Origin of the sequence: Hirschia maritima DSM 19733, assembly GCF_000378345.1 — a bacterium.
GTDB classification, from domain to species: Bacteria; Pseudomonadota; Alphaproteobacteria; order Caulobacterales; family Hyphomonadaceae; genus Hirschia; species Hirschia maritima.
Window position 1 is genome coordinate 222717 of record NZ_KB899544.1, and the last position, 20869, is coordinate 243585.

Here is a 20869-nt window from a genome sequence, read left to right on the forward strand (position 1 = left end):
AGTTCAATCGATGTGAGCAGGTTGTTTAACAGATTCTCTGACAACAAGTTTGTGCGGCAAGTATTTCTGGGGCTCGATGCCTGACAGTTTTTGACTTCTAGCGATAAGGAGGTTTGTGGCTGTTTCTCCAAGCTCCAGCAATGGTTGTCTGATTGTAGTCAGGGTAGGCCACATTTTGTCGGCGATTTCTGAGTCATCGAATCCAACGACTGAAAGTTCGGATGGAACGCTAATTCCTTTGCGGTGAGCAGCGCTTAAAACACCAGCAGCCATATCATCATTTGCAGCGAAAACAGCTTGTGGTGGTTTTTCCATATCTAGGAGTTTTTCACCCGCTTTTAATCCGCCTTCAAATTCGAAATTCCCTGAATAGACTAATGATTCATCCAGAAGTATGCGAGAATCAAGTAGGGCTTGCTTGTATCCTGCATAACGTTCGATTGTAGCGTTTTGATCTTCTTTCCCTCGGATAAAGCCGATGCGTGTATGACCTGAATCAATTAGATATTGTGTAATTTCACGTGCTGCTTCGCGTTCATTGATTTTCACTTCAATTTGGTCGTCATCGATGTCATTTGGCCCGATACGCGCGATAGGAACGCCCATGTCCTTGAGGGTTGTGTTGATGCGCTCATCGTTTGACAACGGGGAAACCAAAATAGCACCATCCGGAACCCCCAGCGTTGGGAGGCGAGATAACTTCTCTTCAATTTGTTTTTTGCTTAAATTTTGACTGTCCATAATCATGGAAACTATCAATTGGTAGCCATTGTCCTGACAGGCTTTGATAATTCCGGCCTGGATAGCGTTCACATAATTGCTTCGATTATTATGAATTATGAAGTGGATTGTGTAACCACGATTACTGCGCAGACTGCGTGCATTCGCACTGGGTACATATCCTAATTCTTCGACAGCAGATTTTACTTTGTCGCGCAGTTCTTCTTTGACATGTGGCTCGTTGTTTAAAACACGCGAAACAGTCTTAATCGAAACGCCTGCTAACTTTGCAACATCCTTCATTTTGGGAGCACTTTGAGGCATAAGCGTTTTCCTGTTTTCAATAGTCTATTTTTCAACCGAATCCGCAGATTCAGATAATTCATCAATAATTTGGGCGTGTCTGCTGCGACTTAACGGTAAGATATAAATCACAACTGCCGATAAAGTTAATAGCACTCCAGGCATTATAGAAATGTATAACCTGATTCCATCTACTACAGCGTCTGATTGAGCTTCTATTTGGGCGTCATAGCCTAAATAGGACAGAACTATTCCTACGCCCAATCCAGTTAATCCGCCTGATATTTTTTGAACTAATGTGACCGAGCCAAACACAGCGGCTTCATTTCTAATACCAGTCTTCCATTGTCCATATTCTACAGTATCAGGGATGAAGGACCAAACAAGCACACCAAATGCGCTGCAGCCAAAGCCCAGCCCCGCTGTTTCAGGTGGGATTCCTGAAATCAGAGGAAGGTTCATAAATGCCAAACTGATACCACATATAGATACGATGAAGGTCGCAGAGATCCACGCCGTTTTTTTATTCAGTTTGCTAATCACGTATGTCCAAACTGGAGCTCCGATAAGAGAAGCAATTGCGGAAATTGTGAAGATCGTTTCTTTGGAAGCAAAGGTGGATTGATTGATCTCAATAAAAAACGCCAGAGGAATAAGGTAACTTGCAGTTCCGGCGGCCTGAAAGAAAACAGCTAAAAGCATCAGGGTAAGGGCTTTATTGCTGACAGCGCTTGTTAGGAAAAGTAGAAAATTATTGGTAGGTGCCTGACGGCGACCCGGAGGGGGGCGTTCTCTAGTATTGAAAAAACAAGAGAGGAGAGCAAGCGTTGCGACACTGCTTCCGACAAATGCTGTCATGAAGAAGCCGTGGCCATCAGTTTCCGAGCCGTTGTTGAAAAACCTCACAAGTGGGAACCACAATAATGAAACAGTTAGCAAGCCAGAAAAGGCGAAGAACATCCTTGTGCCAGAGATAACAGTTCTGTCTCGGCTATTGAATGATAATCTTGAAGAAAGCGCTGAGTAGGGCACTGCTACAAACGTATAACAAGTGCGGAATATCATGTGTGTCACAGCAAGATGGATGATCAATCCATTGCCTTCAAACGGTGGGATCCAGAACAAGAAAGTGAATACTAACCCCAATACGCCGCACCCATATAATATAAATGGACGATAAGTTCCAAACTTTGTTCTCGTACGCTCGGCTAGAAAGGCAACTATTGGATCTGAGATTGCATCCCAAAACAAACCAATGAAGTAGATACCCCCTGCTATGGTGGGTGGGAGGCCGAGAATATCCGCATACCAAAAAACGAGAATGAGCGATAAGCTATTCCAGTATATGTTTATCCCGAAATCACCAATTCCGTAGCCAACAAGGGTACGCCACGAAAGTGAGGTGTTTCGAGAATGCATGCTGATTAACCTCTAAGGACTCTTGTCGTTGCTAGTAGCGCAACGAATCTTTGCAGGCTAATTGATGGATTTGGAACTAACAAGTCAGGTAGCTAATCCTCTACATAGTGTTGGTAGCTTTATCAGGCTATGACCAGCAGTTATGAATAGTGACTGTCCGTCTTCTCCAAAAACACAATTAGCATTTGCTCGTCCTGTCGTGATGCGTCCAAGAGCCGTACCATCTGCTGATATGAGAAAGACACCGCCCGGGCCCGTTACAAAAACAGACCCATCTGCACATACTGTCATGCCGTCGGGAAGGCCGGGCATGTCTTCATTTTGATATTGCGAGGCATCAAACCAGATTTCATCATTTGTAGGCGTAAATTCGTTACTCAAAGTGAGGCGGCGTACGATTGCAGCCTCGGGATCTGATTGAGATATATAGAGATGACCTTCATCTGGAGAGAGGACTACGCCATTTGGGAATGTCATGTCATCCAGCAAACGTGTAACTTCGCCATTGGGAGATAGTTTATACACTCCATTATGCGCCATTTCTTTGAGAGGCGAGGCGTCTAGATCTTTTAAGCCGTATGGAGGGTCAGTAAAAAATAGCGTTCCATCCTTGGCTTTGACAACATCGTTTGGGCTATTGAACTTCTTGCCTTCAAATTGATGAGTTAGATCAACAGCCTCATTTGTTTGCAAATCCATTCTTTGAACCGAGCGCCGTCCATGATTGCAAATTATCAAACTGTCAGTGTCAGCTTCGTACCAAAGACCATTTGCACCAGGTTCTCTGAAGCCATCTTTTTCGCTTAAGTCTGCGCCGGAAGGTTTCAGAAATACAGATACTCCATCCTTTTGGGACCATGTATAAGCTACATTTTGGGGGACATCAGTAAAATACAGTTTTTGGCGTTTGGAATCCCAAGCGGGACCTTCCAGCCATTGATGCCCTGAGGATAATACACTCCACTCTGCGTTTGGTGCGATGTAATCAAAGAACCTTGGGTCAAACGCATGTAAGGCCGGATTAGGGTTTGAGTTTGGAGAAGTTCCAGCTTCCTTGGAACATGCAGCCAAAACTGCTGCAGCTCCAAGGCCCGTTACGTATTGACGTCGATTTATCATTTTGAAACTTCAACTTTTGTTTTGATCGCGGCAGCGGGGATTGAACCCCTTTTTTGATCAGTTACATTGATGGATGTTTCACTTTCTATATCTGATGAAGAGCGCCCAATAAAGAACTTTAGTTCTCCTGCTTGGGTGAGCCATTCATTTCGTTTGACATAAATGCCAGATTGTTCGGCTTGAACAGTGAATGTGATTTTTGCTGTTTCGCCAGGTTCAAGGGAAATGCGTTTATAGCCTCGCAATTCAATGCGAGGACGAGCTACGAATGCGTATGGGTCGCGCATGTAAAGTTGAACCACTTCTTCAGCAACCATGTCTCCAGTATTGGTTACGTCAGTGGTAAGTTGGACACTACCATCTGACGATATGGATGTGGTGTCTGCGGTTAGCTCACCGTATTCAAAGCTGGAATAACTCAGGCCATGCCCGAAAGGGTAGAGTGGAGTGGTCTCAACATCTATGGAACGATTGGTGTCTTTAGCCAGATTTGAGTGGGCTGGGCGACCACTTGGGTTTTCTGAGTATGAAAATGGAACTTGCCCGGTCTTTCTTGGGAAATTGATTGGAAGTCGACCAGCAGGAGACACCTCTCCATAAACGATATCGGCTAATGCGTTTCCAGCTTCAACACCGCTCATCCAAAAGTTAAGAATTGCGTCTGCTTTTTCATCTAATTCTGGGATAGCCATTGCACGGCCGGTCACGAGTACAACTGTTACTGGCTTGCCTGTTTTGAAAATAGCCTCTGCTAGTTTCATTTGATTTTCTGGGAGTTCAATATCTGTTCGCGCACGAGCTTCTCCTGACCAGTCATAGTGTTCACCAATCACTAAGACAACGCGATCAGCCGCTTCAGCTGTTTCGATGGCTTTAGCAAGATCAGCTTGAGGAGCAGAGTAGATGTTGTCTTCCACGGACACTTGTCTATCTGGAGCATAGGAGAATGAAGATTCATAAACTTCAGTACCTTTGGCATAGCTGATCTCAATGCCTTCAGGAGCATTGTTTGTCAGACCATCAAGAAGTGAGACAACTTCATTTTTGTCACCCCGAGCACGCCAAGACCCAAGCTGAGTCATAGTGTCTTTTGCTAGCCCGCCGATCACCGCAATTTTTTGTGGTTCTGTTATGGGGAGCGCGTTGTTTTCATTTTTCAGCAATACGGCAGTTTTTTGTGCTGCTTTACGCGCCAAGGCTCTGTTCTCGTCTTTGAGAATTTCAGCGCGTTCGCGTTCAACGTCATGGTATTGCAATCCTTTGTCAAACAGTCCGAGTTGCTCTTTAACAGTGATGATCCGGCCTGCGGCTAGGTTAAGGTCATTTTCAAGGTTAGGGTTTTCTTTGATCGCGTTTATGAGGTCTTTTTTGTAGACTTCACTTGTCATATCCATGTCGACACCCGCTTGAAGGGCTAGAGAGCCTGCTTCAGCGCGGTCTTTGGCGATCCCGTGATTGGTAAGTTCATGGATGGCATTCCAGTCACTAACAATCATGCCGCAAAAGCCCCAATCAGAACGTAACACACCATCAACAAGTTCTTCATTTGCGGTTGTTGGAATGCCAGCAATGTCATTGAAAGCTGTCATGTATGACCCGCTTCCAGCTTGGTTGGCTGCATAGAAGGGAGGAAGGTAGACCTCATTTACAGTCCGTTCTGACACATCGCTAGTTCCGTAATCTCGGCCGCCAGTAGGGGCACCATAGACACCAATGTGCTTAGTTGTGGCGAGAACAGTATCTTCTGCTGAAAGATCCCCGTTTTGAAAACCCTTAACCTGAGCCTCTGACATTCTAGAGCCTAAATAAGGGTCAGATCCAGCACCTTCTACAATGCGCCCCCAGCGAGGGTCTCGCGCGATATCCACCATTGGTGCAAATGTCCAATGAAGCCCTGAAGAAGCTGACTCGCGACCCGCCATGCGAGAAGCTTCTTCCATTAGTTCATCGTCCCATGATGCTGCCATGGCGATTGGAACGGGATAAATTGTCCGATATCCGTGAACAACATCCATTGCAAAAAGGAGGGGAATTCCATGTGTACTTTCTTCTAAAGCTACACGTTGAATTTCTTTCAATTCAGCTGCGCCGGCAACATGCAGATAGGAGCCAATTTCTCCGCGGCGTACTTTATCAAATTCTTCTTCGTTCAGGCGTGAATTTAAGTTTTTACTGCGCCCACCTGCTGCTTGATGAAGTTGCCCGATCTTCTCTTCCAATGTCATTTTTGAAAGAAGTTCAATAGCGCGTGGGGAGAGGCATTTTTCGAAAGAGGAAGTTGTGTCAGAGGTTTTCTGAATCTCATCGACTAATGCAGTTGGAGCCGGGTTCACTTGTGTTGAAAGAGCCTGACATCCTGTCAGAAAAGTGCTGCATAACGCAATGGACGCGAATGTTTTCAAGGTCTGTTTCATATACCAAAAATGTTAAATCCAGCAATCGAACACGATCAGCGGGATTTAAGCTCCTTCTTTATTAGCCATTATTCTTTGCCGCATTTATTCACTGACATACTCTAAATGTCAACGTTGTCAGTCTGTGAATTTGCATGGAGCATTTTTATATCAAAGCATATCTGCTTGATTGAGAGCAGCGTGAGTTATTGATGGAATCAAATGTGCATTGATTGTCGTTGACAACGTAATCAATATTGGGCAGTTATAGTCAAAACAGGTGTTTCAAGAGGAAGTCGGAATGTCATATCAGCGTTTATTTGTAGCCATGTTGATGGGGACAACGATTTTAGGGTGTCAGGGGAATAATTCTGTGCAAACCCAAAATGGTGCAGAAGTAGAAGTGTCAAAAGCTGCCGCTGAGAAGCATCCGGCTGAGGCTAACCCTGAAATTTGGCCGAGCCTTGAGCCATTGCCGCTAGATCCAGAAATTGAACAGCGTATCGACGTCTTGCTGTCCAAGATGACGTTGGAACAAAAAGTCGGTCAGGTTATTCAAGCAGATTCTGAATCTGTTACGCCTGAAGAAGTGAAAAAGTATCGATTAGGTTCCGTTCTTAGTGGTGGAAATTCTGCTCCAGGTGAAAAGCCTTACGCAGATGCATCATTGTGGCTGGAGGATGCGGATAAGTATTTCCAGGCATCTCTAGATTTGGATGGTGTTGAAGTTGCTATTCCAGTTATTTGGGGAATTGATGCTGTTCATGGTCACGCCAATCTGACTGGCGCAATTGTGTTTCCGCATAATATTGGTCTGGGTGCAGCAAATAACCCAGATTTGATAGAGAAAATATCACAAATTACAGCACATGAATTGGTCGTTTCGGGGCATGATTGGACATTTGCTCCCACGCTTGCTGTTCCACGTGATGTACGTTGGGGGCGTAGCTATGAAGGCTTCTCGAGCAAAAGCGACATTCAATCATCATATTCTGCGAGAATTGTAGAAGGTTTGCAGGGCAAATTTGGTGACGAAGATTTCATGAAAGATGGCCGTGTAATCTCTAGCGCCAAGCACTTCCTGGGTGATGGTGCAACGGAAAAAGGTCGCGACCAAGGTGATGCCATCATCTCAGAAGAAGAGCTGCGAGATATTGACGGTGCTGGATACATAGGTGCCGTGGAGTCTGGTGTGCAGACTATTATGGCTTCCTTTTCTGGTTGGCATGGCAAGAAAATGCACGGCAACAAATCCTTGTTAACGGGCGTCCTTAAAGAACAAATGAATTTTCAAGGGTTCATCGTTGGTGACTGGAACGGTCATGGACAGGTGGAAGGGTGTACGAACACAGATTGTCCTCAAGCGCTGAATGCTGGACTAGACATGTATATGGCTCCGGACAGTTGGAAAGGTTTGTATGAATCTACGCTTGAACACGTCAAATCGGGAGTGGTTTCACAAGAACGATTGGATGATGCTGTTCGCCGTATTTTGCGAGTGAAGATTGCTTCTGGTATTTTTGAAAAACCTCTTCCTAGCCAACGTAAATATGCTGGTGACAATAACGAGCTAGGAAAAGCAGAACACCGAGAAGTTGCGCGTCAGGCTGTTCGAGAGTCTCTTGTTCTTCTGAAAAACAATGACAGCGTTCTACCAATAGATGCAGGGAAAACTGTGCTTGTTGTTGGTGATGGCGCTGATAGTATTTCCAAGGCTGCGGGTGGTTGGACACTTTCATGGCAAGGCGGAGATGCAGAGAACTCTGATTTTCCAAACGGAAACAGTATCCTTGATGGAATTAAAGAAGCTGTTGAAGCTGCCGGCGGAAAGGTTATTTTTTCTCCAGAAGGTGATACCGATATCGCAGCTGATGTCGTAATCGCGGTGTATGGCGAAGACCCTTATGCTGAATTTCAAGGTGATATTGATCACCTAGATTTCAAACCAAAAGGTTTCGATGTTTCAAAGTTGTCCGCTTATAAAGAGGCTGGTGCAGACGTTGTTTCTGTTTTCCTCTCTGGTCGCCCATTGTGGACTAATCCTGAGATCAATGCGTCCGATGCCTTTGTGGCAGCCTGGTTGCCTGGTAGTGAAGGGGCCGGAGTGTCTGATGTCTTGTTCCAAGTACAACCAGAATACGACTTTACTGGCCGTCTTTCTTTTCCTTGGCCCGCGACTGCTGATGCCGATAAAGCCTTAGCTGGCGATTATCTATTCGATCTAGGGTATGGGCTGAATTATTCAAGTGATGCTCAATTAGATGTTTTGTCCTTAGAATCCGGTGTGTCTGACCATGGGGTGGACAAAGGAAACTTTTATTCCAAAGGGTTGATAAATCCGGATTGGAAATGGCGTGTGAATGGATCGAGCGGCATTGATATGAATGCCGTTGAGTTCGGTAAAGTTGATCACAAAGCTCAAGAAGATGCCGTGTCTATAAGTTGGAAAAAACCAGATATTATGGTGTCAATTATTTCAGACAAGGGTGAAGATTTCTCTCGTGAATCTAATGGTGCATTGGAATTGTCGTTTACGTTGAAAAGTCTCAGCGGAGATGTAGACGGTGTCAAAATGGCTATGGGGTGCATGGGTAGTTCGGAATGTACATCTTTAGCAAAGGATCTTGGAACTGTTTCATCTGAATGGACAGAATACCGATTCAGCTTGAGTTGTTTTGCTGAAGACGGTGTTGATATGACCAAATTGCAATCTGCAATCAATTTGGTCGCTCCCGAGGGCGCACAGTTAGGTGTGAGCAATGTGATGTTGGCTCAAGATGAAGATGGGGTTGCCAACTGCTCGGTTAAGTAAGTTTTATGAAGAGCACTCATGACCAGCCAATCTCCCGAATGGTTATCTCAAATTGATGTTCTTTGTCCCAAACTGGCCCTCTGTTTTACAACAGGGGGCCATTTTTTTATGTTGCAACGTTGGTGCGGGTAAATTGGATATTGGTATCCTATGTTGCTGCTCACATTCATCAGTTGCGAGGAGCAACTTCAATTATATCTCAGGGGAATGGATGGATTGGGAGGGGCTTCACTCAACCATACTGAGAGGTAATTGCGTTATGCTGAATGTAGTTATAAAAAAACCTGATGCTTTGTTGAGAGCATCAGGTTTTAGTTTTCGTCTAAATGTACACAGCAAACGCTTACAAGTGCACTTTTAGTTCAATATCAACAAGCTACCAGAATAGTGCGTACAGGGCTGCAACAGCTGCAACGACTACAAGAGCACCGACATTGTATGCTGAGCTTGTTCCAAACTTGATTCCGTTTAGATCGATTGCCTTCTCTGGCATTTTTCTATCAATGAATGACATGATTGCAATGACAGCGCAGCAGCCAAGAAATACATATAGTACACGATCCATGAATGGGATGTGTGCAAAATAAAACTTCCCTACAACTGAGAATGCGAATGAACCTATTGCTGCGAGCAATGCTCCATTTGCGGTCGATCCTTTCCAGAACACACCAAGTATGAAGATCGCACAAATTCCTGGAGTGAAGAAGCCTGTGAATTCCTGAATAAACTGAAATGCTTGCTCTGATTTTCCAAGGAGTGGTTGTGCAACTAACACAGCAATGATGATTGCAGTTAAGCTTGCAAAACGTCCGATTTTCACCAATTCACCTTCAGACTCCTCGCCTTTGTGCCAAGGACGATAAATGTCGAGTGTAAAAATGGTTGAAATCGAGTTCATCATTGAACCAAGAGAGGACACGATGGCTGCTACTAGTGCAGCAAAGATGAGGCCTCTGATTCCGATAGGGGCGAGGGCCATCACAGTTGGGTATGCCTGATCGGGACGGCCAACATATAGACCACTGTTTGGGTCTTGAGACAAAACGTAAGCAGCAATACCCGGAATAACAATAATTAGCGGCATTAACAGCTTAAGGAATGCTGCAAACACGATACCTTTTTGAGCTTCATCTTGCGATTTGGCACCAAGGGCACGTTGAATAATGTATTGATTGAACCCCCAATAGGATAGGTTCATCATCCACATTCCACCGATTAACACACCAATACCAGGTAGGTTCATGTACTCAGGATTATCTTTGGAAAGGATCATGTCGAACTTTCCAGGTGCTTGTTCAAGTAATACGCTCATACCTTCAATAGGGCCGGCACCGCCAGATACCTTATCGAGCGCGATCCAGGTGATTAGCATCCCACCTAGAACCAGTAGCACGACCTGAATGATATCAGTCATGGCTACAGCTTTCAGACCACCATAGAGAGAGTAAGCAACTGCGAAAACGGCCAATACGATTAGACCGTATGTGATATCAAACCCTGTTAATGCATTGATGGCAGTTGCACCGAGCCACAGAATGGCCGTCAAATTCACGAATGTGTAGAGCAGTAGCCAGAAAATCGACATGACTGTTTTAACGCGAACGTCAAATCGTTTTTCAAGGAATTGCGGCATTGTGTAAATGCCATGCTTGAGGAATACGGGTAAGAAAAACTTACCAACTATCAACAAGGTAATACCTGCCATCCATTCATAAGAAGCAATAGCAAGGCCAACTACATACCCCGAACCCGACATTCCAATGATTTGCTCAGCAGAAATATTGGCTGCAATAAGCGATGCACCAACAGCCCACCAAGGAAGTGCTTTTCCGGCCAGAAAATAATCTTCTGAATCCTTTTGATGACCTGCTTTCTCGCGCGACAAAAGTGTAGCTATTGCGATGAGCGCAACAGCGTACCCAATCACAATCGCCAAATCTATTGTTTCCAATCCCATCCTTTTTCAACTCTCATTTTTATTAGTGTTTTAGATTTTGATTTTTTCAACGCGGTAAAAACGCGATATTGTGTATAAGAGCTTTCACTGATAAGGACAACGTTGTCAACAGCATGCTTTCGTTGGGCGAGTATACTCAGTGCGGAAATGTGGTTGTGATTTTTTGCTACAAAAAGAGGGAAAGAATGACTGTCTTTATTGTGATGGGGGTTTCTGGGGCAGGTAAATCCACGATTGGTCGTAAGTTAGCTGACCAGCTTCAAATACCCTTTTTTGAAGGCGATGATTTTCATCCAGAAACAAACAAAGCTAAAATGAGCCAAGGGATAGCTCTTCAAAATGCTGACCGTCATGCTTGGATTGTGTCATTGGCTAATTCAATTAATGAGATAGATTCTGATTGTGTCGTTTCTTGTTCTGCTCTTAATCCGATAGTTCGAGACTGGATAAATCAAGAATTTGAGCAAGATGTTCGATTTGTTTGTTTGAGTGCGACGAAGGAAGTATTGCTAAAGCGTCTGCAGGCGAGAAGTGAGCACTTCTTCCCACCCGAGCTTTTGGATTCGCAACTCGATGCATTAGAATTGAGCGCTGAAATCCCATGCGTAAATGTTCAGCAGCCTATTGAAAAAGTCATTCGGGATGTTCTGGATATCTTTGAGGAAACTTAGACAAACATCCAAAGAATGCAGGTGATTGCGAATGCTGTAAATCCAATAAGTGTCGTGGATATCGTCCAGCTTCTTAGTGTCTGGTTTTCATCAAGGTTTAGATAACGGCTCACCAACCAAAAACCAGAATCGTTTACGTGAGAAATTACAGTTGCACCAGCGGCGATCGCAATGACCAGTAGGGCAAGCGCAGGTCCTGCCAAGCCTATAGTTTCTGCGACTGGGGCAGTTAGGCCGGCTGCTGTAATCATGGCGACCGTGGCTGAACCCTGAGCTACCCTAACGATAGCGGCAACTAGAAAAGCAAAGCCGATTATCGGCATTGAGTTGGATTGTAAAACCGCGGCGAGGTCAGCACCAGCACCTGATGTGACAAGTATTTGTTTAAACACTCCCCCAGCACCTGTTACGAGAACGACAATACCTGCAGGCTCTAGCGCTTTGGTCATAGCTTGCATTAGCCCATCCGCAGGGACGCCTCTGCGTATCCCCAAGGCATACCAGCTCACTAAACAGCCAAGCAGCAGAGAAATAAAAGGATGGCCGAGAAAAAGAATAATCTGTTGAGTAGGGGAAAGAGTTTCGGTGTCACCTAATTGCATTTTAGTAAGTGTTGCAGCGAGGATCAGGGCAAGTGGTAGTAAAATTGCCAACATTGCAGCAGAAAAACTAATTGGGTTTTCAGGTTCTACAATTTCGTGCTCGGTTTCATGTATAGCGTGTGTGTTGAACACGTCCTGAGACATAAGGTGTTTGGTTAATAGGGGGCCGCCAACAAAGGCGGCTGGTAAGCCTGCTAGAGCTCCAAAAAGAATAACCCACCCTAAGTCAGCATTCAGAATATCGGCAACGGCTATCGGACCGGGTGTGGGTGGAATAAACGAGTGGGTGACCGCAAGTCCTGCAAGTAGTGGCATTGCGAAGTAGATTAGTGGTTTTTGCGTTTTTTTCTGTAGGCCTAGCAATACAGGCATTAGGATTATGAAAGCAATATCGAAGAATACAGGGATGGCGACAAGAAAACCAATAAGTCCAAGAGCCAATTGAGATTTTTCGATTCCAAAACGCTTTAGAATCGTTGAAGAAATAGCTTGAACGCCTCCTGATTGTTCCAGCAATGCCCCCATCATTGCACCTAGTCCGACGACAACTGCCACAAACCCTAAAGTGCCACCCATTCCATCTTTTACAGCGTTGATGACATCATCCGGTGTCATGCCGACACTGATACCAAATCCAAGGCTCACCAACAGCAATGCGATAAAAGCTGGTAGTTTCACGCGCAAAACTAAGAAAAGTAGAGCTACAATCGATATTGAAGTGGCGATTAGGGGAAGGGTGGGCATCTAACTAGTTCCAATTTGCGGCGGAGAAAGTAAGATCTTCATTATTTAGACAACGATGTCAATAACTGTTTCGATGGTACCAGCGTGGACTGTTCGGGGCTGTTTTGGGGTTTTGATAGAGTTCCAATGTTAGGTTTTAAAGCATATACCGCACAGGTTTTCTATCTTTGATGGAATAGAACCGCTCAAAACAATGTGAAAACTGAGCTCAAGTCTAATGCAATTGTGTGGTCACACATATGGGAGGTTTAACCTCCGCAGGTATCTCTAACGATTAAGTTAGTTGGAAGTCTTTCAGAGCGACTAACATGACCTCTTGTATCCAGAAGTTTTGAGACAAGCATACGCCCGGCTTTTCGGGTGTCTTGAGAGATTGTTGATAGTGCAGGTGACGATAGACTTGCAAAAGGGATGTTGTCGTATCCAATCACTGATACGTCCTCAGGGACGTTTCTGTCGTTTTTCTGCAAGGCGCGGATTGCACCTAGAGCTAGCATGTCACTTGCAGCTACAATGCCGTCAAATTTTTTGCCCGATGCGATCAAACTTTCGATGGCTGCTTCTGCTGATTCTACTTCAAAATGAGCAGGTATTTGCATGTCTTCATTGACGCTTAAGCCATGTTCTGCGTGTGCTTCTAGATAACCCCTATATCTTTGTGAAGCTTCAGGTGCCTGCGTATCACCTAGGAAAACAATATTTTGTCGATCAAGTCGGATCAGGTGAGATGTTGCTCGTTTTCCACCCTCAGGGTTGTCACTTCCAACGCAGCAATATTCTTGATCTGAAAACTCTGCTCCCCAGACGACGAATCTATCATCTTCTTGGCTCAATTTATTAAATTCTGACCTCAAGTAACTTTGACCGATATAAATTACGCCATCGGCTCTGCTAGTTTTCATCGCAGAAGTAAGGTCTTCATAATTGCGAGGATAGATGTGACTGATAAGGACATCGCATTGGCGTTCTCTTGCTGCAGCGCTGATGCTGTCCAAAAGTTGGATTAAAAAAGGGTCGGAGCGTTGCTCATTTCGAGATTGCGGTTGAGGAACAACAATAGCAATTGTTGCATCCGCTCCAATGGGGCCTGCAGGCATGGATTGACGAAATGGGTAATCCATTTGGCGGGCAAGTTGCCATATGTGTTCTTTAGTTCTGCGATTGATCGCCGGACTATCGTTTAGTGCTCTTGAAACGGTAGAGACTGAAACGCCTGCCAATTGAGCTAAATCCTCTAGTCGAGTAGCTTTTCTAAGAGGAGTAGGCGTGTTGCCCATATGTCAGCTCCATGCGTTTAAGTTTCCTTAGTCGCTGCCCATATACCGCTCCAAGGTCTCATTATCTTATCAGGTGTTTTATTGATATCAATTGCGCCCATTTCGTTAGCAAGCGATGTGAGTGTTGCATCGAGTCGCAAGGTTGCTGGGGCTGAAGACAGATTGAAACAACAATACACATCTCTATTGGCAGATTCGCGTTTAAAAACCAATAATTGATCTTCAACTGAAACTAATTCAAGTTTTCCGTCGATGAGGGACGGTAATCCTTTTCTCAATTGAAGTAGGCTTTTCACAGAATTTAGGCATGAAGTGTTTTGGGTGCTCTGGATTTCAACAGACTTGCCGTAATGGCGAGGATCTACAGGAAGCCAAGGATCTTGGTTTGAAAAACCTGCATTGGGAAGATCTCTTTGCCAAGGCATAGGAGTTCTAACGCCATCTCTTCCTAAAGTTAAAGGCCAGTTTGTTATTGCTTCTGGATCGGTTAATCGGTCGAAAGGGACATGGCCTTGTTCGAGACCTAATTCTTCCCCTTGGTATATTATTGGGTTTCCGCGTATGGAAAGTAAAAGCATCATTATGGTTTGGCTGGCATGCGGGAAAGCTTCTATATCAAACCATCGAGATGTGGCGCGAGGAGCATCATGGTTTGAGAACGCCCAACTAGGCCAACCTTCGTTTTCCGATTGTGTCCAAGCAGATATGGAATCAGCAACAATCTTTGGGTTGAGTGATTTTGCATATAGAAAATCGAAGTTATAAGCAGAATTTAGCCTTTTGCCATTGGCTGTAAATGCAAGCATTTCATCCATCGGGTCTGGGCCGCCAACTTCCGCGACACTAAATGTGGCTCCATAATCGTCCAGAAGGCTGCGGACTCTTTCTAGGAAGGCTGGGATCTCAGGTTGAGATTGATTGTGGATGTGTAGCTGCATGTCGAAAGGGCGCGTGACATCACTCTCTGGTGTGTTGGACATTGGATTGTCGGTCAATTCTCGATTGTGCATGGAGAAATTGATTGCATCCAATCGAAATCCATCGACTCCACGATCAAGCCAAAATTTCGAAGCGGCTAAAAGTGCGTTTTGTACTTCTGGATTGTGCACGTTGAGCTGCGGCTGTTCCTTCAAAAAGTTGTGCAAATAATATTGTTTGCGACGTGCATCCCAGGTCCAAGCTGGCCCACCAAACACTGATTGCCAGTTTGAGGGAGGGCTTCCATCAGGCTTCGCATTTTCCCACACATACCAGTCAGATTTTGCGTTGGTTTTGTCTAGTCGACTTTCAGCGAACCACGCGTGTTCATCAGATGTATGTGAAAACACCTGGTCAATTATGACTTTAAGGTCGAGATTATGTGCTTTTTCAATGAGTTTGTCGAAATCGGATAAGTTTCCAAAAATCGGATCTACATCACAATAGTCTGCCACATCATATCCAAAATCTTTCATGGGAGATGTGTAGAATGGAGATATCCAAACGCCATCAACTCCCAATTCAGATAGATAATCGAGTTTTGAAAGAATTCCGTTGAGGTCACCAATGCCGTCATTATTGCTATCAAAGAAGCTTCTTGGATAAATTTGATAAATAACGGCTCCCCGCCACCATTCAGAATTGGCCGCACGGGAAGATGTAATGGAAGAAGTCAAGGCGTTCATCATAGTCTCGATTATAAAGTCTTATTTCGATATTTTTGAGCGGCACAGCGCGTAGCCGAGGGCGGGCATTTCAATTTTAAATGTCCCTACACTTGAGCTCTTAGTTGGGCAGGTGCCTTCAATGGATTCCCAATCGTTTGTGCGGCCATCGACGGCAAAAGTAACAGTTTGAGCTTCATTTTCGGCGTTAAACACAGCGACATAATCATACTCAGCATTTTCCAAGGTGCGGGAGATAGCCAGAATGCTTTTGTCTGTGTGTGCTAGGCGAGTGGTTTGTTCGCCTTTCCTGAGTGCGGTGTGTGATAAACGTTGCTGCGCTAATTCGGCAATGGTGACGTAAAGCGGGTGGCTTGTGTCAAAGTTGCGTTCTGCTGTCGTGGCGTCTGTTCCCAATAAATCGTTGTCATTGTAAACATCGACTGTACTGGCGAACATGTTTTCTCTGGCGTCCTGATCGTTTCCATCGGAAACAAAGCCTTGTTCATCACCATAATAAATGGTTGGGACACCGCGAGAATACATCATGATTGCATGGGCTAGTTTTGTGCGTTTCAGTTTTTCTTCATCAGTCATATCCGGGTGCGCGATGTTAAGCATTCCTGCGAAGCGACCCATGTCATGGTTTCCCAGAAAGGTAGGCAGCCTGCGGCCTTCAGCTGCGGCTTCTCCATATAAAGAATCTACGAAGAACATGCTGGCCATTTCTTCGCCTGTTGACCCGTTGATAACGAATTCTGCTGCGCTATTTTGAAACGCAAAATCTAAAACTGTTGGCAGCTCATCTCTGCGTGTAAACACAGCCAGCTGTCCTGGGTTTGGTTCATAGACTTCTCCAAAAATATGGAAATGCTCTATACCTTCCTCTTTGGCGACCGCTTCTAAGTGCGGAATGAGTTCTTGCCAAAATTCTGGACGCACATGGCGGGCAGTATCAATTCTATACCCATCGACTTTAAAGTCTCTGATCCATTGAGCGTATACGTCTTTAAAGCCTTCCACGACACGCGGATGTTCGGTCATGAAATCGTCTAGGCCTGCAAAGTCTCCATAGAGAGAGTCTTCGCCCTTGAATGTTGTATGGCCGCGATTGTGATAATAAATAGTGTCATTCATCCACGCAGGATTTTTGACGTTTTTTTCGGCTTCGGGAACGTATGCATTGTAAGCATAATTGGGGTCAGTAAGCTTGCTGAAATTGTCTTCGTTTAGGTGAGCAGCATCATCTCCTAAAAAGCCGGTATTGGTTGGTTTTCCATTAATGTCGCCGGAGGTTGTGTATGGATAATCCCCAAGGGTGCGGTAGGGGCATTCATTCGCCTGCTTTAATTCATCAATAGCGTTTTCACCATGGCATTCTTCGTATTGTATAACATCTGCGGAATGGTTGGTAATGATGTCCATGTAGACGCGCATATCGCGGCCATGTGCTTCATCAACGAGTTGTTTGAAATCTTCTCGAGTCCCAATGTGAGGGTCCACATTGAGGAAGTCTGTGATCCAATATCCGTGATATCCTGAAGATTCATTTCCAGGAGTGCCTTGTACAGCCTTGTTTTCAAATATGGGTGTTAGCCAGATCGCTGTTATACCGAGGCCTTGAAGATAATCTAATTGCTTGATGAGGCCTTGAAGGTCTCCGCCATTATAAAAGCCCTTATGGGTAGGGTCAAAGCCGTGTTGGAGGCGATCGCCAGCAATCCCGCCAGTATCATTCGATGTATCGGCATTGTCGAAGCGGTCAGGTAGTACAAAATAAATGATTTCGTCTTCTGGCCCTCTTTGGGAGGTGACGGATGGTGTAGTGTCGACTGCTTTAGTAGTTAAGGGAGTGGCGTTGGTATCTGCACTGACCGGAGCATTTAGTGTTGAGCAGGCTCCAAGTCCTATTGCGCATGTTGCAATAAGGCTGGATCTCAATCGGGATGGTGAGTGGTTTTCTCGTTCTCCAAAAAGTGAGATGGTCATGTTATTCTCCCGGCGACGAATTGAATTAGTTTTGTTTATGCAAAATATTGCAAAATATATAAGGCTGTGTCTAGTCGTTAGTGGCGGCAATTGTGCCAAAATAGCAAATAAATGTCGATAAATGGCGGTTTTTTATTAGAAAACTATTTGTTTTGATCGTTGTTTCTTGCTTTTTTACATTGCAAAAATATGAAAATTGTGGAATTTTATGCAAAAAATAACATGGCATGCATGATTGGGAGAAATTAGGTATGGGTTGTCGTCTATTAGGAGTGTTACTGGGTGCGTCTGCGTTTTTTGTAGGGTGTCAGTCCGTGATTGCTGATGAAATCAGTGGAGAAAAAACTCAAGCATTAATGCCGGTTCAACCTTCTGTTTCTTCACCTAACGGGGCTTTGGAATTTCGTGTAACTTCCGAAGCTGGAATCCCGCGCTATACTATAATGAAAGGCGAGGAGGTGGTGGTCGATGCCTCGCGGTTAGGGTTGCGCTTTGCGAATGGTGCCAATCTAGATGATGATATTGAGATTACTTCGATTGAGAGTTCTCAACATAGTGAAACATGGGAGCAGCCCTGGGGTGAGCGACGCTTTATTGATGATGCTCACAATGAGTTGTTGGTAAATTTCAAAACAAAAGATACGCAAAGCGAATTTGGCGTCAGGATTCGGGTATTTGATGATGGCGTGGGGTTTCGATATGAAGTCCCTGATACAGGTAAGCGTGTCATTGTTGATGAATTGACAGAGTTTTCTGTTGATCCTGATGCTACAGCCTGGTGGACTCCTGCGGGAGAATTCAATCGCTATGAATACATTTACAAAACAACGCCTGTAAGAGATTTAGAAGGAGCGCACACTCCATTTACTTTGCGTGTACCAGAGACAAATACTCATATCGCAATACATGAGGCGGCTTTGGTTGATTATTCAGGAATGTGGCTGGATCAACGTAGGTCAGGCATTTTGGAGGCTGATCTTGCGCCTCGCCATGACGGAACCAAAGTGCATGTTGAAGGTGCTTTCAATACGCCATGGCGTGTTATTCAGGTGTCAGATGACGCTGAAGGGTTGGTCAATGGTTCTGACATTTATTTGAATTTGAACGAACCCAATAAACTGGGCGATGTATCTTACTTCAAGCCGGGCAAGTATATTGGAATATGGTGGGGGATGCATATTGGAAAATATACTTGGGGCTCCGGGCCGATCCATGGTGCAACGACAGAAAATACAAAACAATATATCGATTTTGCAGCCGAAAATGGTTTCAGTGGTGTCTTAGTTGAAGGCTGGAATACTGGTTGGGATGGAGATTGGTTTCACAATGGAGATCTCTTCAGTTTTACGGAAAGTTATGAAGATTTCGATCTTGAAGAGTTGACCGAATATGCGCGTAAAAGAGGTGTTCACATTATCGGTCACCACGAAACGTCTGGAAGTATCTCCAACTATGAAGATCAGTTGGAGGATGCGTTCGACTTATATGAAAGAGTTGGTGTGCCAGCTGTTAAAACAGGTTACGTAGCGGATGGAAGTGATCTGAAATATGTCGATGAAGATGGCAATGCGCGGTATACGTGGCACGCGAGCCAAGAGCGTGTGAATCATGATTTGCATGTTTTGAAACGTGCTCACGAACACAAAATCGCGATCAATGCGCATGAGCCAGTGAAGGATACAGGTTTGCGCAGAACTTACCCCAATGCAATTTCGCGTGAAGGAGCACGTGGGATGGAGTTTAATGCCTGGGGAACGCCGCCAAATCCGCCTGAGCATCAGGCCATCTTGCCATTTACACGCATGTTGTCAGGACCATTTGATTTCACACCGGGTATATTTGATCTTGCGCCAAATGGAGAGGACGACCAGAACAAGGTTCCTTCCACATTAGCTAAACAGCTTGCTTTGTATGTTACGGTGTATAGCCCTATTCAAATGGCGGCTGATTTGCCTGAAAACTATGAGAAACACCCTGAAGCCTTTCAATTTATCAAAGATGTTCCGACAGACTGGGATGAATCTATCGCCCTGGATGGGGAGGTTGGAGACTTCATAGTAATGGCTCGCAAAGAGCGCGGAAGCGAAGATTGGTTTCTTGGAGCCGTTTCTGATGAGGAAAAGCGGAACGTTCAACTAACCTTCGAATTTTTGGATGCAGATAGAGCATATCGTGCAGATATTTATAGAGACGGATCTGAAGCTGATTGGGAAAAAAATCCATACGATATTACTATCGAGCAGCGGGTGATATCCGCGGATTCTGTGATTGGTTTGAATTTGGCTGCTGGAGGCGGCGCAGCCTTCCGAATAACGCCAATGGAAGAGGCTGCTGAAAAAATCATTGATGTCCCGGCGATGAAGAAAGTGGTTTTTGATAACATGGGAAGCGATGAAATTTCTTCCCGCAAAGTAACGGTTGTTCTTCCGGCGGACTATGATTCACAAGATCGGCATTACCCAGTTTTGTACATGCATGATGGCAACAATACATTGGAATCTGGCGCAACAATTACGGGTGACGGTTGGAAAGTGCATGAAGCATTTGCTCAGTTGATAGCCGAGGAAAAAACTGAACCCGCTATCTTGGTTGCGATAGATAATAGTTCCGAACGTTGGCGTGAATATGCACCTCAGAAATTTGTTTCCAAACTGAATCTGCAAGATTCAAATGGTAGCGAAGCGGTTATTTCTGATGCTTATCTTTCATTCATAGTAGAGAAAGTTAAACCAAGAATTGATGCTGAATTTCGAACGCTTTCGGACAAAGACAATACCAAAATAATGGGATCTTCTATGGGAGGGTTGATTTCATTATATGCGGTGTCTGAATACCCTGAGGTATTTGGAGGTGCGGCTTGTTTGTCGACGCATTGGCCGCTCGTCATTAGTCATGAAATGGCAAGTTCCACTTCGAGAGAAGAGACGATTAAAGCGATACAATCAAGCCTTTCTGATGGCGGGATAGATCCAACTGAGCATCGCTTCTGGTTTGATCGTGGGACGCTCAATTTGGATGCATTTTATCCTGAATACCAGGATTCTATGGATGAATATTTTAAGGCTCAAGGGTTTGGTGAAGGCAACTTTGAAACCCGTGTTTATGAAGGAGCAGATCACAATGAGGCCAGCTGGGCTTCACGAATTGAAGATCCACTGCTCTTTTTGTTTGGTTTAGAGAATAAATAAGAAAATGTAAGTGTTTGAGGAATGATCTCAAA

12 protein-coding genes are annotated in these 20869 nt (G+C 44.8%); 3 read left to right on the forward strand and 9 right to left on the reverse strand.

All coding sequences use genetic code 11. From position 1 onward, the window contains the following. Window positions 1-3: 3 nt before the first annotated feature. The 4 genes from F551_RS0100885 to F551_RS0100900 all read right to left on the reverse strand — a co-directional run bounded on the left by F551_RS0100885 (window position 4) and on the right by F551_RS0100900 (window position 5963). Complete coding sequence (locus F551_RS0100885) at window positions 4-1044, reverse strand: LacI family DNA-binding transcriptional regulator (RefSeq protein ID WP_018995583.1); 1041 nt, start codon at window positions 1042-1044, stop codon at window positions 4-6. A 24-nt stretch (window positions 1045-1068) separates the two neighbouring features. Further along, on the reverse strand, window positions 1069-2442 hold the full coding sequence (locus F551_RS0100890; RefSeq protein ID WP_018995584.1) for an MFS transporter: 1374 nt from the start codon (window positions 2440-2442) through the stop codon (window positions 1069-1071). An 84-nt stretch (window positions 2443-2526) separates the two neighbouring features. Further along, window positions 2527-3561 carry an SMP-30/gluconolactonase/LRE family protein gene (locus tag F551_RS0100895; protein WP_018995585.1) on the reverse strand — a complete coding sequence of 345 codons (1035 nt, stop codon included), beginning with the start codon at window positions 3559-3561 and terminating at the stop codon, window positions 2527-2529. Continuing rightward, window positions 3558-5963, reverse strand: coding sequence for a glycoside hydrolase family 3 N-terminal domain-containing protein (locus tag F551_RS0100900; RefSeq protein WP_018995586.1), 2406 nt, complete (start codon window positions 5961-5963; stop codon window positions 3558-3560). The genes F551_RS0100895 and F551_RS0100900 overlap by 4 nt, the downstream gene beginning before the upstream one ends. Window positions 5964-6255: 292 nt before the next feature. Between F551_RS0100900 and F551_RS0100905 the strand changes: the two genes are divergently transcribed. After that, window positions 6256-8766 carry a glycoside hydrolase family 3 protein gene (locus F551_RS0100905; protein ID WP_018995587.1) on the forward strand — a complete coding sequence of 837 codons (2511 nt, stop codon included), beginning with the start codon at window positions 6256-6258 and terminating at the stop codon, window positions 8764-8766. Window positions 8767-9142: 376 nt separating this feature from the next. Here F551_RS0100905 and F551_RS0100910 read toward each other — a convergent pair whose 3' ends face one another. After that, window positions 9143-10723, reverse strand: coding sequence for a sodium/sugar symporter (locus F551_RS0100910; protein ID WP_018995588.1), 1581 nt, complete (start codon window positions 10721-10723; stop codon window positions 9143-9145). A 185-nt stretch (window positions 10724-10908) separates the two neighbouring features. Here F551_RS0100910 and F551_RS0100915 point away from each other — a divergent pair, with 185 nt between their 5' ends. After that, on the forward strand, window positions 10909-11394 hold the full coding sequence (locus F551_RS0100915; protein ID WP_018995589.1) for a gluconokinase: 486 nt from the start codon (window positions 10909-10911) through the stop codon (window positions 11392-11394). Here the strand turns inward: F551_RS0100915 and F551_RS0100920 are convergent. The 4 genes from F551_RS0100920 to F551_RS0100935 form a co-directional block, all read right to left on the reverse strand. Further along, window positions 11391-12740: a GntP family permease gene (locus F551_RS0100920; RefSeq protein WP_018995590.1), complete on the reverse strand. Its 1350-nt coding sequence runs from the start codon at window positions 12738-12740 to the stop codon at window positions 11391-11393. The two genes, F551_RS0100915 and F551_RS0100920, sit on opposite strands and share 4 nt — an antisense overlap. Window positions 12741-12988: 248 nt before the next feature. Further along, window positions 12989-14017: a LacI family DNA-binding transcriptional regulator gene (locus F551_RS0100925; protein WP_018995591.1), complete on the reverse strand. Its 1029-nt coding sequence runs from the start codon at window positions 14015-14017 to the stop codon at window positions 12989-12991. Window positions 14018-14034: 17 nt separating this feature from the next. Further along, window positions 14035-15681, reverse strand: coding sequence for an alpha-amylase family glycosyl hydrolase (locus tag F551_RS0100930; RefSeq protein ID WP_018995592.1), 1647 nt, complete (start codon window positions 15679-15681; stop codon window positions 14035-14037). Window positions 15682-15702: 21 nt separating this feature from the next. After that, on the reverse strand, window positions 15703-17649 hold the full coding sequence (locus F551_RS0100935; RefSeq protein WP_018995593.1) for an alpha-amylase family glycosyl hydrolase: 1947 nt from the start codon (window positions 17647-17649) through the stop codon (window positions 15703-15705). Window positions 17650-17900: 251 nt separating this feature from the next. On the opposite strand from F551_RS0100935, the gene F551_RS0100940 reads away from it, so the two are divergent. Further along, window positions 17901-20837, forward strand: coding sequence for a glycoside hydrolase family 97 catalytic domain-containing protein (locus F551_RS0100940; protein ID WP_018995594.1), 2937 nt, complete (start codon window positions 17901-17903; stop codon window positions 20835-20837). Window positions 20838-20869: the final 32 nt, after the last annotated feature.

Bases quoted from the DNA above. Each gene is read 5' to 3' on its own strand.
- F551_RS0100885 (WP_018995583.1), bottom strand. From the start codon at position 1,044: ATGCCTCAAAGTGCTCCCAAAATGAAGGATGTTGCAAAGTTAGCAGGC.
- F551_RS0100915 (WP_018995589.1), top strand. From the start codon at position 10,909: ATGACTGTCTTTATTGTGATGGGGGTTTCTGGGGCAGGTAAATCCACG.
- F551_RS0100930 (WP_018995592.1), bottom strand. From the start codon at position 15,681: ATGAACGCCTTGACTTCTTCCATTACATCTTCCCGTGCGGCCAATTCT.
- F551_RS0100920 (WP_018995590.1), bottom strand. From the start codon at position 12,740: ATGCCCACCCTTCCCCTAATCGCCACTTCAATATCGATTGTAGCTCTA.
- F551_RS0100890 (WP_018995584.1), bottom strand. From the start codon at position 2,442: ATGCATTCTCGAAACACCTCACTTTCGTGGCGTACCCTTGTTGGCTAC.
- F551_RS0100925 (WP_018995591.1), bottom strand. From the start codon at position 14,017: ATGGGCAACACGCCTACTCCTCTTAGAAAAGCTACTCGACTAGAGGAT.
- F551_RS0100895 (WP_018995585.1), bottom strand. From the start codon at position 3,561: ATGATAAATCGACGTCAATACGTAACGGGCCTTGGAGCTGCAGCAGTT.
- F551_RS0100905 (WP_018995587.1), top strand. From the start codon at position 6,256: ATGTCATATCAGCGTTTATTTGTAGCCATGTTGATGGGGACAACGATT.
- F551_RS0100935 (WP_018995593.1), bottom strand. From the start codon at position 17,649: ATGACCATCTCACTTTTTGGAGAACGAGAAAACCACTCACCATCCCGA.
- F551_RS0100910 (WP_018995588.1), bottom strand. From the start codon at position 10,723: ATGGGATTGGAAACAATAGATTTGGCGATTGTGATTGGGTACGCTGTT.
- F551_RS0100940 (WP_018995594.1), top strand. From the start codon at position 17,901: ATGGGTTGTCGTCTATTAGGAGTGTTACTGGGTGCGTCTGCGTTTTTT.